The 15349-nt window shown below is 44.6% G+C and carries 9 protein-coding genes; 8 read left to right on the plus strand and 1 reads right to left on the minus strand.

What is annotated here, in order from left to right; all coding sequences use genetic code 11:
• From C1G49_RS04410 to addA, 3 genes are all read left to right on the plus strand, one after another.
• On the plus strand, positions 1–477 hold a 477-nt coding region (locus tag C1G49_RS04410), incomplete at its 5' end, for an LPXTG cell wall anchor domain-containing protein (protein ID WP_153048219.1).
• A 146-nt stretch (positions 478–623) separates the two neighbouring features.
• A complete protein-coding gene (rexB, locus tag C1G49_RS04415; RefSeq protein ID WP_105124762.1) occupies positions 624–3890 on the plus strand; it encodes an ATP-dependent nuclease subunit B in 3267 nt (1088 codons plus the stop codon).
• Positions 3890–7543, plus strand: a complete 3654-nt coding sequence (gene addA / locus C1G49_RS04420) for a helicase-exonuclease AddAB subunit AddA (RefSeq protein WP_161942081.1) — start codon at positions 3890–3892, stop codon at positions 7541–7543. Before rexB ends, addA begins: the two co-directional genes overlap by 1 nt.
• 10 nt (positions 7544–7553) lie before the next feature.
• Here addA and plsY read toward each other — a convergent pair whose 3' ends face one another.
• Positions 7554–8198: a glycerol-3-phosphate 1-O-acyltransferase PlsY gene (gene plsY, locus C1G49_RS04425; protein ID WP_105124764.1), complete on the minus strand. Its 645-nt coding sequence runs from the start codon at positions 8196–8198 to the stop codon at positions 7554–7556.
• Between the two features lie 141 nt (positions 8199–8339).
• Between plsY and parE the strand changes: the two genes are divergently transcribed.
• The 5 genes from parE (at position 8340) to C1G49_RS04450 (ending at position 15208) form a co-directional block, all read left to right on the plus strand.
• Positions 8340–10289, plus strand: coding sequence for a DNA topoisomerase IV subunit B (parE, locus tag C1G49_RS04430; RefSeq protein WP_024377843.1), 1950 nt, complete (start codon positions 8340–8342; stop codon positions 10287–10289).
• 23 nt (positions 10290–10312) lie between these two features.
• A complete protein-coding gene (gene fic / locus C1G49_RS04435; protein ID WP_105124765.1) occupies positions 10313–10915 on the plus strand; it encodes a protein adenylyltransferase Fic in 603 nt (200 codons plus the stop codon).
• 32 nt (positions 10916–10947) lie between these two features.
• A complete protein-coding gene (locus tag C1G49_RS04440; RefSeq protein WP_105124766.1) occupies positions 10948–11451 on the plus strand; it encodes a YkvA family protein in 504 nt (167 codons plus the stop codon).
• A 40-nt stretch (positions 11452–11491) separates the two neighbouring features.
• Positions 11492–13945, plus strand: coding sequence for a DNA topoisomerase IV subunit A (parC, locus tag C1G49_RS04445; RefSeq protein ID WP_105124767.1), 2454 nt, complete (start codon positions 11492–11494; stop codon positions 13943–13945).
• A 240-nt stretch (positions 13946–14185) separates the two neighbouring features.
• Complete coding sequence (locus C1G49_RS04450) at positions 14186–15208, plus strand: branched-chain amino acid aminotransferase (protein ID WP_105124768.1); 1023 nt, start codon at positions 14186–14188, stop codon at positions 15206–15208.
• Positions 15209–15349: the final 141 nt, after the last annotated feature.

The following is a 15349-nucleotide window of genomic DNA, read 5'->3' on the forward strand; positions in this document are numbered from 1 at the left end:
ATTGCACCGCAAGAAGAGGGTACAACACCTAACAAGTCAATCCCAGGCTACGAGTTCACAGGTAAGACTGTAACAGATCCAGATGGTAACACAACTCACATCTACCGCAAGGTTGAAACACCTGCTAAGAAAGTTGTGACAAACCACGTTGACGAAAACGGTAACCCAATCGCACCGCAAGAAGATGGTACAACACCTAACAAGTCAATCCCAGGCTACGAGTTCACAGGTAAGACATACACTGATGGCGATGGTAATACATACCATGTTTACCGTAAGGTAAGCAACCCTGTTGCACCAAAACCACAGGCTCCTTCAGCGCCTGCTAAACCATCAGCTCCAGCAACTCCTGCTAAGGCTGGTGCAGCTCAATTGCCAAACACAGGTGAAGCTTCATCATCAGCAACAGTTCTTGGTGCCGGTATGCTTGTTGCAGCACTTGCTCTTGCAGGTAAACGTCGTCGCAACGAAGACTAATTAGTTTTAGTAGTAAAAGGAATTCCCCCTTCACTATATAAGATTAAATAGCTAAGAAAAGTATCGACTTTTCGGAAAAATGGTCCTTTGGACCATTTTTTTGTTATACTAGACGTAGTATATTTTATGAAAGTATGGGTGGTTAGATGAAATTAGTCTATACAGATATTCGCAATCCTCTGACGCAGTATTTAACGGATACTGCAGCAGAATTTGCTAAGGAAGGTAAGCGAGTTTTTTACATTGCTCCTAACTCTTTGTCCTTTGAGATGGAACGCAAGGTCTTGAAATACCTGCCTGAACAGGCAACCTTTGATATTATCGTGACCCGTTTTGGGCAATTGGCCCGCTATTTGATGATTGATAGGAAAGAAGCAGGTCAACCGCTGGATGATGTTGGTCTTGCTATGATTTTCTTGCGTGTTCTATCGCAATTTAAAGACGGCGACTTGAAAGTCTATGGTCGTTTACAGACAGATTTTGGGTTTATTAACCAGCTAGTTGCTTTATACAAAGAATTGCAACGGGCAAATATGTCTATTTTAGACTTGGAAGCCATGGAGTCACCAGATAAGCAGGCTGATTTGGTGAAGATTTTTCTGGCTGTAACAGATATTTTGTCCAAAGAAGGCTTTGAGCATCAGTCTAAATTAGCACAGCTGACGAGCTTGGTGGAAACTGGTCAGTTGGATGAGCAGTTGAAAAACATTGTGCTGGTGGTAGACGGATTTTCTCGTTTTTCGGCAGAAGAAGAAGCTTTAGTTAGTGCTTTAAATGAACGGGTATCGGAAATCCTGATTGGAGCCTATGCCAGCAAGAAAGCTGTGCAAGCCGCCTATACGGAAGGCAATGTCTATCAAGCAAATGTTGACTTTTTACGCCAGTTATCAGCACAGTTCCAGACCAAGGCTACATATATTGGTCAAGAGCCAGTCTTGGACAGTATTGGTAAATTTTCAAAGAATATGGAATCCGTTTACGATTACAGCGGTACACAATTGGAATTGTCTGAGGAAGACAAGAAGAGAGTGTTACTCTGGGAAGTGGTGAACCAGAAGGAAGAGTTGGAGCAGGTGGCAACTGCCATTCGTCAGCATGTGCATCAAGGGGCTCGCTATAAAGACATCTTGTTGCTCTTGGGTGATGTGGATAGCTACAAGTTGCAGATTGGCAAGATTTTTGACAAGTATGAGATTCCTTACTATTTCGGTAAGGCAGAGGAGATGAGTCATCATCCCCTGGTCCATTTTGTGGAGTCCTTGGAGCGCTTGCGCCGCTATCGTTTCCGAGTGGAAGACCTGCTCAATCTCCTCAAATCTGGTTTGTACGCCAGCATTTCCCAAAAGGAGCTGGACCTATTTGAGTCTTACATCCTTTTTGCGGATATGAAGGGGCAGGCTGCTTTTTCGAGGGCTTTTTCGGTCAATGGCAGAGCAGACTATGATGCTGAAGTCATCAAGGAGAAAAGGCTTGTCTATGATTTGACTGTCTTGGAACCCCTGCGTGCTAAGATTATGGAGCCTTTGAACCAGCTGTTTAAGGCTGGACCACAATCTGGAACTGCCTTGCTTGAGAAATTTATGGCATTTTTGGAGGCAATTGAGCTTCCTAAAAATATGGAAAAAATGTCTCGAAATTTGAGTGAAGTAGAGCAAGAAAAAGAAGAGCAGGTCTGGAAAAGTTTTACCCATATTCTAGAGAATTTTCATCAGATTTTCGGAAAAGAAAAATTGAAAATGGATGATTTTCTGGCTATTTTACAGGCTGGCATGCTGGCCAGTCACTATCGTACCGTTCCTGCAACAGTTGATGTAGTCAATGTCAAATCCTATGATTTGATCGAGCCACACACTGCTAAGTATGTTTATGCTATCGGAATGGGCCAGTCCAATTTTCCAAAAGTTGCCAAGAATACCAGTCTATTGACAGAAGAAGAGATGGAAAAAGTCAATCTTGTTTCGGCTAGTTCTTCACGTTTTGATTTGGTCAGTCGAGAGAATATCAAGAAGAACCATGCAACCATGATGTCTCTGCTGAATGCTGCGACGGAACAGTTAGTTATTTCAAGTCCTCAGATTTATAACGAAGGTGAAGATAGTCTGTCACCATACATTAAGATTTTGAAGGAAATGGGACTGAAATCCGAAGAACGTGGTCGGATTAAATCACTTAGTCCGCAAGACATCGGCCACTACAAGAGTCTCTTATCCCGATTGATTGAGTCAGAAAGCCCCTCTCTTGATAATGAAGAATGGGAAGGGCAGACGGCCTTCTGGACAGTCTTGGTTCGCCATTTGAAGAAGAAATTGGAGTCGCAAGGCATTGAAATTCCGACCATTACTGGCGAAATTACTTCTAAACAGCTTGCAGCTGATACCTTGGCTGCTTTATATCCAGAGGATAAGCCACTCAATCTTTCTGCATCCAGCTTGACCAATTTCTACAATAACCAATATCTTTACTTTGTCCGCAATGTTCTGCGATTGCGGGAGCAAGAATCCATCCATCCTACTGCCTTTCAGCATGGTTTGTTCTTGCATCGGATTTTTGAACGAGTGGTCATGGACCAATCTGATCTAGATTTTGATCAAAAAGTGGACAAGGCCATCCTGCGTACGCGTGACGAGGCAGAATTTGCTATGTTTTATAACCAAGATGCGGATGCTCGCTATACGGAAGAGGTGCTGGATAAGATTGCTCGTTCCAGTGCGACTATTTTGCGGGATAATGATTTGGTTGAAATTGATGGTCAGGAAAAGAGTTTCCGTCAGGATAGGGCGCTGGTTTTTGACCTTCAAAATGGCAAGAGTGTGCATGTAAATGGTACAATTGACCGCTTGGATACCTTACAAATCAATCAGGCTGTCGGTGTTGTGGATTACAAGTCCAGCGACCAATCTTTTTCAGTTGGGGATTTTTATAATGGTCTCAAACCTCAGTTGGTGACCTACTTGGCAGCCTTACAAGAGCTGGATGAAACCAGGGATAAACCAGTTTTTGGGGCTATGTACTTACATTTGCAGGATCCGATTATCAAATTAAAGGATACGAAGAATTTAGAACAGCTAGAAGGAGCTGCCAATACGAGCTTGGTTTACAAGGGGCTTTTCTTGAAGGAGGGAAGTCTGGGGCTCAATCATTTTTATCAGACTCGTAACCAACTCTACACGGAAGAAGAGTTTGCGGTTTTATTGAACCACAACCAAGATCTCTATAAACAAGCTGCCAAGGACATCCTGGATGGTCGCTTTGCTATTAACCCTTATACCAAAGATGGTCGCTCGGTAGCAGGTGAGCAGCTAAAGGCAATCACTGGTTTTGAGGCGGATCGGCATATGGGCATGGCACGGCGGTTGGTCAAAGAGGCCAAGCGTCAAGATTGGATGGAACGAATGAAAGGAGGTCAGGACTAATGGTTTTTGAAGAATTTTTAAGCGCGGAAGAAATCAAGGCTGTGCAGCTGGCGGAAGCCAATTCTGATAAAAAGCAAAAACGCACACCTGAGCAGATTGAAGCCATCTACACGCATGGTCAGAATGTTCTGGTCTCTGCATCGGCTGGGTCAGGAAAGACCTTTGTTATGGTTCAACGGATTTTGGATAAGTTGAAGCGTGGTGTGGGAATCGACCAGCTCTTTATCTCGACCTTTACAGTCAAAGCGGCTGGTGAATTGAAGGAGCGGATTGAGAAAAATCTCAACGAAACCATTGCGGAGACGACAGATATGGAATTGCGTCGGCATTTATCTGCCCAGTTGGCGGATTTGACCAAGGCGGATATTGGGACCATGGACTCCTTTACGCAGAAATTGGTCACAACCTACGGTTATAGCCTTGGTATTTCTCCGCAGTTTCGGATTTTACAGGATGAGACTGAAAAAGCAAGTCTGAAAAAAGAGGTTTTTGATCAGCTTTTTGCAGAATATCTCGAAGAGGATGAAAGTGGTGCATTCCGCAAACTGGTTCGCAATTTTTCGGGCAACCGTAAGGATAACAGTGGTTTTCGTCAGGTTGTTTATCAGGTGCATGATTTTAGCCAATCGACGAGCAGTCCAACTAAATGGCTGAAAGAGCAGGCTGTTCAAGCTGATTTGTACAGTCAAGAGCGTATAGAGCAGATCTTAGAGCAAGGTTTTAAGGAAAAAGTGTTAGACAAGCTCTATCAAGCTGCAGATTTCTTCCGCTACCATGTGGAATGGGGTAGAAATGACTTTGGTTCCGCTAAGTATTTTGCCAATGTGGAAGAAGTTTTGGATTTGTTGACAGGTTTAGATAGTCTGGACCAGAAGGACTTGATGGAACGGGTTGAAAAAGTCCTTCTCATCAACGACCAGTCCAGAGGCAAGGGCCTGACCAATGCTAATCGACCAAAAGATGAGCATTTGATAGCCTTTAAAGAAGAATACAATGCTGGCAAGAGCCAGATCATCTCAGGACTACGAGATTTGGGTCAGGAAGTTTATGAATTAACCCTGCTGAAAGATTATCAGGTTCAAGCTTTGCCACTGCTGATATTGTTACGTGACTTTGTCTTGGATTTTTCGCAGGCTTATCTGGATGTCAAAATCAAGGAAGCAGCTTTTGAATTTGGCGATATTGGGCACTTCGCTATTCGTATTTTAGAAGAAAATGCGGACATTCGCCAGTTTTTCCAAGAAAAATACCACGAAGTCATGGTGGACGAGTACCAGGATAACAACCATAGCCAAGAGCGAATGCTGGACCTGCTGTCTAACGGTCACAACCGCTTTATGGTGGGCGATATTAAGCAGTCCATCTATCGATTCCGTCAGGCGGATCCGATGATTTTCCAAGAGAAATTTGAACTGTATCAGGCCAATCCTCAGGCTGGGAAATTGATTTTGCTCAAGGAAAATTTCCGTAGTCAGATTGAGGTCTTGGAGGCGACAAATGCCATTTTCACGCGCCTGATGGACCGTCAAGTAGGGGAAATCAAGTATGACGAAACCCACAGTCTAGTAGCTGGTAGTCCTGGTCAAAAAATTGCCCAGCCCAAGCATGAGATGGAATACTTGATTTACGATCAGCAGGATAGCGCAAATTCTTCAAAGGATGCTGAGGAGGAAACACCTCTGACTGCTGGTGAAATTGAGGTCGTTGCAAAAGAGATTATTCGCCTTCACAATGAAGAAGGAGCAGACTTCAAGGACATCACTCTCTTGGTGCAAAAACGGACGCACAATGACCTCATTATGTCCATTTTTGAAAAACATGGGATTCCTATTGTGGCAGATGGTGGAGCAGCCTCCTATCTGCAATCTTTAGAAGTCATGATCATGCTGGATACCTTGCGGGTTATCAATAATCCACTCAATGACTATGCCTTGGTTGCCCTGCTTAAATCGCCTATGTTCCGATTCGATGAGGATGAGCTGACACGGATTTCCTTGCAGGCTGGGACAGGTTTCTTTTACCAGAAAATGGAAATAGCCCAGCAAACAAATGGGCAACATCCTGAACTCATGTCAGGAGAGTTGAAGAAGAAAATCAAGGATTTCTTGTCTATTTTGGAAAACTGGCGTGCCTATGCCAAACTGCATTCTATTTATGACCTGATTTGGAAGATTTTCAATGAAAAATTCTACTATGACTATGTTGGTGCTCTTCCAAATGGCAGCAAGCGTCAGGCCAATCTATACGCACTTGGTCTGCGTGCCAACCAGTTTGAAAAAACAGGTTACAAGGGCTTGTCCCGCTTCATCGCCATGATTGACCGTGCCTTAGCAAATGACAAGGATTTGGCAGATGTACAAGAGTTTCTACCGCAAAATGCTGTTCAGCTGATGACCATTCATAAGTCAAAAGGTTTGGAGTTCAAGTATGTCTTCCTCATGAACATCGATAAGCGATTCAACTTGGAAGACCATTACCAGTCAGTCATTATCAGCCGGAAAAATGGTCTAGGTATCCAATATTTAGCGGATATGAAAGATAAGGTAACTAGCCCATTGCCTCAGGTGCGAGTCTTAATGAATACCCTCCCTTATCAAAATAATCTCCAAGAGCTAAAAATTGCCAATCTTTCAGAACAAATGCGGTTGCTTTATGTTGCACTAACGCGTGCAGAGAAGAAGCTGTATCTGGTTGGAAAGGGCAATGCTGACAAGTTGGCTGAAAAATACGATGGTAAGAAGGAAGATGGCGTACTTGCCCAATCAACACGTGAAAGCATGGCGACCTTCCAAGACTGGATTTTAGCCATTGATGAGGCCTTTTCAGGAGAAGACTTGCACTTCAAGAAAGTCTTTGTAACGGATGAGGATTTGACAGAGGAGAAGATTGGTAAACTGACATTGAAGAGTAAGCTAGAAGACGCTAGCCTTAAAGATATTCGTCAATCAGAAGACATTGCCCAGGCCTTGGACCAGTTGTCTTCTGTCCAAGAGTTGAACGAAGGCTATAAGGCTGCTATAGAATTACCAAGTTTACGGACTCCAAGTCAGATCAAGAAACTCTATGAGCCTATTTTGGAACAAGAAGGCATGGAAGTTATGGAAAAATACCAGCCCAAACGGACCTTCAACTTGCCAGATTTCTCCAAGAAACCAAAAATCACTGGAGCCCAAGTCGGTTCAGCAGTCCATGAACTCATGCAACGCTTGGATCTGTCTTGGTTGGTGACAGAAGATACGGTAAGAGAAGCCCTAGAAGCTGTTCATGCTGAGCAAGCGGTTAAAGACAAAATCAATGTTCAGATGATTTTGGATTTCTTTGATACAGACTTAGGAAGAGAAATTCTAGCCAATACGGACAAACTCCACCGAGAAGCTCCATTTGCAAGTTTGCAGATAGATTCTGCATCACATGAACAATTTGTCCTGCGTGGGATTATCGATGGCTACCTATTGTATGATGATCACATTGTCCTCTTTGATTACAAGACAGACAAGTATGACCAACCAAGCCAAGTCAGCCAACGTTACCAAGCTCAAATGCAACTCTATGCGGAGGCATTGAAAAAAGCCTACAAGATAGATCGTGTAGACTGCCATTTGATTTTGCTTGGTGGGGAGAGAATAGAAGTAGTTCAAGTTGATGTAAACTAAAAGCGAGTGGTTAAACTCGCTTTTTCTGTTTGGTTAGATTGAGTCCGAATGGGACAAGATTTTCTTCTTTTTTCAAAATCCGCTGGATATTTTCCTTGTGGCGGATAATGACAAATAGGCCCAAAAAGACGATGATGATAGTGAAGAGCCAGTCGTAGCTTGGCAGGATGATTCCTATTACTGGAAATAGCAGAGCTCCTAAGATTGCAAAAGCTGATGCCAATACACTTGAGTAAGACACCATTGATGTCAAAAAGAGTGAAGTAGCAAAGATGACAACCAGATAGAGGCAGAAAGCAGGTGCGACACCCAACAACATACCAGCAGATGTGGCAACAGCCTTTCCGCCTTTGAATTGGGCAAAGATGGGGAAAGTATGTCCTAAGACAGCCATCAATCCAAAGACAATCGGAGAAATTCCTTGGGCATGAAAAATAATTGGGAGCAGTGCTGCCAAGGTTCCCTTGAGGAAATCAATCAGGAAGACCACAGTGCCCGCCTTCTTACCAAGAATACGGAAGGTATTGGTAGTTCCAGTATTGCCTGAACCATGCTCCCGGATATTGATCTTAAAAAAAGCCTGACCAATCCAAAGTCCTGATGGAATAGAACCTAATGAATATGCGACGAATAATAAAATAAGATTGACTAACATGCTTCCATTATAGCACAATTTCTTTTGAATTCTCCTCAAATGCGTTTTCTTAGCTGTTCCAGCCGAAAGTTAGCAGAAAAATTTTGCAAAAATGCTCAAAAACTTGTAATATAGTAAGGATGACAAGTATGGAGGTCAGTTTTGACTAAGAAAGAGATTAACATAAATAACTATAATGATGATGCCATTCAAGTACTAGAAGGGCTGGATGCAGTCCGTAAACGCCCTGGTATGTATATCGGCTCGACAGATGGGAACGGTCTGCACCACATGGTCTGGGAGATTGTCGATAACGCTGTCGATGAAGCCCTGTCTGGTTTCGGTGATCGGATTGATGTGACCATTAACAAGGATGGCAGTCTGTCCGTTTCCGACCGAGGACGTGGTATGCCCGTTGGTATGCACGCTACAGGCAAGCCAACCGTTGAAGTTATCTTCACCGTTCTCCACGCAGGTGGTAAGTTCGGTCAAGGGGGCTACAAGACTTCAGGTGGTCTGCACGGGGTTGGTTCTTCGGTGGTCAATGCCCTGTCCAGCTGGTTGGAAGTGGAAATTACCCGTGACGGTGCTGTTTACAAGCAACGATTTGAGCAGGGCGGAAAGCCAGTCACGACCCTAGAGAAGATTGGAACCGCACCAAAATCAAAAACAGGTACAAAGGTTACCTTTATGCCTGACGATACTATCTTCTCAACGACGGACTTCAAGTTCAACACCATTGCCGAACGTTTGAAAGAGTCAGCCTTCTTGCTCAAGCAAGTCACCATGACCCTGACAGATGAGCGGACGGGTGAGCAGGAGGAGTACCACTACGAAAATGGCGTTCAGGACTTTGTATCCTACCTCAACGAAGACAAGGAAACTCTGACACCAGTCCTCTATTTTGAAGGAGAAGATGCAGGTTTCCAGGTCCAAGTTGCCATGCAGTACAACGATGGTTATTCAGATAACATCCTGTCCTTTGTCAACAACGTTCGGACCAAGGACGGCGGTACCCACGAAACAGGTCTTAAACTAGCCATTACCAAGGCTATGAACGACTACGCCCGTAAGACCAATTTGCTCAAGGAAAAGGACAAGAACTTGGAAGGCTCTGACTACCGTGAAGGTTTGTCTGCGGTCCTTTCTATCCTTGTCCCAGAAGAGCATCTGCAGTTCGAAGGGCAGACCAAGGACAAGCTGGGCAGCCCGCTTGCTCGTCCTGTGGTGGACGGCATTGTATCAGACAAGCTGACCTTCTTCCTTTTGGAAAATGGGGAATTAGCTTCAAATCTAGTTCGTAAAGCCATTAAGGCGCGTGACGCCCGCGAGGCTGCGCGTAAGGCGCGTGACGAATCCCGAAACGGTAAGAAAAACAAGAAGGACAAGGGGCTTTTATCAGGAAAATTAACCCCAGCCCAGTCCAAAAATCCAGCCAAAAACGAACTCTATCTGGTCGAGGGAGATTCGGCCGGAGGCTCTGCCAAACAAGGCCGTGACCGCAAGTTCCAAGCCATTCTACCTTTGCGTGGTAAGGTCATCAATACCGCCAAGGCTAAAATGGCGGACATCCTCAAAAACGAAGAAATCAACACCATGATTTACACCATTGGTGCAGGTGTTGGTTCAGACTTTACGTTGGAAGATGTCAACTATGACAAGATTATTATCATGACCGATGCGGATACGGACGGTGCCCACATTCAGACCCTCTTGCTGACTTTCTTCTATCGCTATATGCGACCGCTAGTAGAAGCTGGTCGGGTTTACATCGCCCTTCCGCCTCTCTACAAGATGTCCAAAGGCAAGGGTAAGACTGAGAAGATTGCTTATGCTTGGTCTGATGGGGAATTAGAAGATCTCCGCAAGGATTTTGGCAAGGGCTTCATCCTTCAACGCTACAAGGGTCTTGGTGAGATGAACGCCGATCAGCTCTGGGAAACGACCATGAACCCTGAAACCCGTACCCTCATCCGTGTCACCATTGAAGACCTAGCCCGTGCTGAACGCCGTGTATCCGTCCTTATGGGCGACAAGGTCGAGCCACGCCGTAAGTGGATTGAGGATAATGTCAAGTTTACCTTGGAGGAAGCGACAGCTTTTACCAAATAATCTCAGGGAAGTTGAGGTGCAGTATGGTTTTAGAAAATAAATTGGGGATTGAAAATTCGGCTGAGTTAGCCCGTCTTGAAGAACAAATCAGCAAGAAAAAAGCAGCCCTATTATTTGAAACTGGTCAATTATTCCAGCTTGAAGTCGGGACTTTTGCAGGTTTGGCACACATTCATCAGGCTCTATTTGAGGATATTTACGACTTTGCAGGTAAAATTCGTGATGTCAACATTGCCAAAGATAATTTTCAATTTGCTCCACGAATCTTTCTTGAGCAGTCTTTGGCCTATATTGACAAGCTACCTCATGAAACCTTTGACGAAATCGTTGAAAAATATGCGGATATGAATATTGCACACCCATTCCGTGAAGGAAATGGACGCAGTATGCGTATCTGGTTGGATTGTATGCTACGGGATAGTTTGGGAAAGGTGGTTGATTGGAATAGCATTGATAAAGATGAATATTTCAATGCCATGGTTAGAAGCCATGTGTCAACAGGAGAGCTTAAATATCTGTTATTGCAAGCCTTGACGGAAGATCTTGGTCAGGCTACTTATTTTAAAGGTATCGACCATTCCTATTACTATGAAGGATACAATCTCTATCGCACAGAGGATTTGTAACTTTGTCGCAAGTAAACCATGTGAGGTGTTTTATGCCACTAAGAGTAAAATTAACTGACCGTTTTCAAAAACGGTTGTCTGAATGGGCTCGAAAGCGCAAGCCATTTAAAAACAAACAGGAATTGGAAGATAAATTTGACCAGGCGCTTGAAACCTGGAAATCGTCTAAGACCAGAGAGCGAGCGGAGGCCTTGTTGTCTGATCAAGGGAAACTGGAACATTTTCTACAAGATATCGAGAAGAAATTGGCGCGACTTCCATTTGGCGGGGACAAGTTTTCAGCCATTCCGGGGATGATTTCCATGGTTAGAAGCTATGTCAGGCGAGAATATACGACCTTACCAAAAGGAGCTATCTTAGCTACAATCGGTGCCTTAATCTACTTTTTCAGCCCTTTGGATGCCCTGCCTGATTTCCTATTCGGACCAGGTTTGCTGGATGATGCCTTTGTCCTTAATGCCTGCCTCAAATTAGTTAAGTCAGATGTGGATGATTTCAGAAACTGGCAAGCAAGGCAGCGGAAGGCGGAAGAGTAGCTCTGCTATTTTACATAAAAAATAATAAAAGAAGAAAACTATGAGCAACATTCAAAACATGTCCCTTGAGGACATCATGGGAGAGCGTTTTGGTCGCTACTCCAAATACATTATTCAGGAGCGGGCCTTGCCGGACATTCGTGACGGTCTCAAGCCCGTGCAACGTCGGATTCTTTATTCTATGAATAAGGATGGCAATACCTTTGACAAGGGTTACCGCAAGTCCGCCAAGTCAGTCGGGAATATTATGGGGAATTTTCACCCGCACGGTGATTTCTCTATTTATGATGCCATGGTCCGCATGAGTCAGGACTGGAAAAACCGCGAGATTTTGGTGGAGATGCATGGAAACAACGGTTCCATGGACGGCGATCCGCCTGCGGCTATGCGTTACACCGAGGCTCGTCTCTCGGAAATGGCGAGCTATCTGTTGGCTGACATCGAGAAAAAGACGGTGCCATTTGCATGGAACTTTGACGATACGGAAAAAGAACCCACTGTGCTTCCAGCTGCCTTCCCTAATCTCTTGGTCAATGGAGCGACAGGGATTTCAGCAGGGTATGCGACGGACATCCCTCCACATAATCTGGCAGAGGTCATCGATGCTGTTATTTATATGATTGACCATCCATCAGCTAAATTAGAAAAATTGATGGAATTTTTACCTGGACCAGATTTTCCGACAGGAGCTATTGTCCAAGGGACTGACGAAATCAAAAAAGCCTATGAAACAGGCAAGGGTCGTGTTGTTGTTCGTAGTCGTTGTGACATTGAACCTTTAAAAGCAGGGAAAAAACAGATCGTCATTACCGAGATTCCTTACGAGGTTAACAAAGCTAATCTTGTTAAGAAAATCGATGATATTCGTCTGAATAACAAGGTCCCAGGAATTGCAGAAGTGCGTGATGAGTCAGACCGTACAGGGTTGCGCATTGCCATTGAACTGAAAAAAGAAAGTGATGAGCAAATCATTCTCAACTACCTCTATAAATACACTGATCTGCAAATCAATTACAACTTTAACATGGTGGCGATTGACAATTTCACACCGCGTCAGGTTGGCTTGCAGAAGATTTTATCTAGCTATATCGCTCACCGCCGTGAGATTATCATTGCTCGTTCTAAGTTCGATAAAGAAAAGGCAGAAAAAAGGCTGCATATCGTAGAAGGGCTGATTCGTGTCTTATCTATTTTGGATGACGTTATTGCCCTTATCCGTGCTTCTGAAAACAAGGCTGACGCCAAGGAAAACTTGAAAATTAGCTATGATTTTAGTGAGGAACAGGCTGAGGCTATCGTAACCTTGCAACTCTACCGCTTGACCAATACCGACATTGTGACCTTGGAAAATGAAGAAGCAGCCCTACGCGAGCAGATTCAGACCTTGGCAGCTATTATCGGCGATGAGCGAACCATGTTCAATCTCATGAAGAAGGAACTGCGTGAGGTTAAGAAGCAGTTTGGCAATCCTCGTTTGAGTGAATTGCAAGATCAGGCAGAAACGATTGAGATTGATACCGCCAGCTTGATTGTCGAGGAAGAAACCTTTGTCAGCGTAACCAAGGCAGGTTACATCAAACGGACAAGTCCGCGTTCTTTCGGTGCTTCAACGGTGGAAGAAGTCGGTAAGCGGGATGACGATCAGCTGATTTTCTTGCAGAGTGCCAAGACAACCCAGCACCTCTTGCTCTTTACCAACCTTGGAAATGTCATCTACCGACCTGTCCATGAGTTGACAGATATTCGTTGGAAGGACATCGGAGAACACCTGAGCCAGACTCTCATGAACTTTGATACCAATGAAGAGATTATCTTCGCTGAATTGGTGGAAAATTTTGATGAGGGAACTTATTTCGCGGTGACCAAATACGGTCAAATCAAGCGTGTGGAGCGGAAGGAGTTCACGCCATGGCGGACTTACAAGTCCAAGTCAACCAAGTATGCCAAACTCAAAGATGCCGAAGATGTGGTTATTACTGTATCGCCTGTGGTCTTGGACGACATTATGCTCATGACAGAAAAGGGCTACGCTCTGCGATTTAATATCGAAGAAGTGCCAATCATCGGTGCCAAGGCGGCCGGTGTCAAGGCGGTCAACCTCAAGGATGAGGATGTGGTGGCTGCGGCCTTTATCAGCAACACCAGCTCTGTCTATCTCCTTACTCAGCGTGGTAGTTTGAAGCGGATGGCGACGGAGGAAATCCCTGTGACCAGTCGTGCCAAGCGTGGTCTGCAGGTCCTTCGCGAGCTCAAGGCTAAGCCTCACCGTGTCTTTGCGGCGGGTCCAGTCTTGACGGACCAGGGGGATTTTGATCTCTTTAGTACAGCAAATGAAGATGAAACGACTAGTCAAGTTCTTCATGTCCAGTCCAAAACTGGTAAACTCTATGATGTTGATGTAACTCAGCTCAACCTGTCTGAGCGCACTAGCAACGGCAGTTTTATTTCAGACACCATTTCTGATGAGGAAGTGTTTAAGGCTTGGATTGATTAGGTATTTAGAATGAAAAAGAAATTCCTTATTTTGTTCACTATCTTAGTATTGATAGTCCTTACCATGAAAGTCTTTCCTACCTTTGAGGAATGGCTGCACCAGCTGATTGGTTGGTACTAACGGATATAGAACGAACCCGCTCCGGCGGGTTTTTTCTAATGTTGCAAAATATTCTGAATTTTTCTTGTGAATCACTTTCAAAAGTAGTAAAATAATAAAAAATACCTTTGGAGAAACTATATGACAGTAAACATCGACTGGGAAAACCTTGGTTTTGCCTATATGAAACTACCTTACCGTTTCATCGCTCATTTCAAAAACGGTCAGTGGTCAGAAGGGCAGTTGACTGAAGATGCAGAACTTCACATTTCAGAAAGCTCACCAGCCCTCCACTACGGACAGCAGGCCTTTGAAGGCCTCAAGGCCTATCGCACCAAGGAGGGAAAACTCCAACTCTTCCGTCCTGACCAGAACGCCGAGCGCCTACAACGCACAGCTGACCGCTTGCTCATGGAGCCTGTTCCGACTGAACTCTTCATCAAGGCTTGCAAAGAAGTCGTGAAAGCCAATGCAGACTACGTTCCTCCCTATGGAACTGGTGGTACCCTTTATCTACGCCCACTCCTCATCGGCGTCGGTGACATCATCGGCGTAAAACCTGCTGAGGAATATATTTTCACCGTTTTTGCCATGCCAGTTGGCAACTACTTCAAGGGCGGTCTTGCTCCGACCAACTTCCTCATTCAGGACAAGTACGACCGTGCAGCACCTAACGGTACAGGGGCAGCCAAGGTCGGCGGTAATTATGCAGCATCGCTCTTACCGGGTCAGTATGCCAAAAAACAGGGCTTCTCAGACGTGATTTACCTGGACCCAGCCACCCACACCAAGATTGAAGAAGTAGGGTCTGCTAACTTCTTTGGGATTACAGCTGATAACGAGTTTGTCACACCGATTTCACCATCCATCTTGCCGTCCATTACCAAGTATTCTCTCTTGTATTTGGCAAAGCATCGTCTGGGGATGAAGGCTGTGGAGCGTGAAGTCCTTGTCGAAGAATTAGACCAGTTTGTCGAAGCAGGTGCCTGCGGAACGGCAGCCGTTATCTCGCCAATCGGTGGTGTCCAGATTGCAGACAAACTCCATGTTTTCCATAGCGAAACAGAAGCAGGACCTGTCACTCGTAAATTGTATGAAGAATTAACAGGCATCCAGTTTGGTGATATTGAAGCGCCAGAAGGATGGATTGTTGAGGTGGAATAACATTTTCTCCTATTCAGTTAGAACTGGGTAGGAGTATTTTTATGCAATGCATCGAAAGGAATAATTTATAGATATACTGCTCTTTTGCACACTTTTTAGCAATAAATTTGTTATAATGGTAGGGAATAAAGATATATTCCT

The sequence above is a fragment of the Streptococcus suis genome (assembly GCF_002960625.1).
Classification (GTDB): domain Bacteria; phylum Bacillota; class Bacilli; order Lactobacillales; family Streptococcaceae; genus Streptococcus; species Streptococcus suis_T.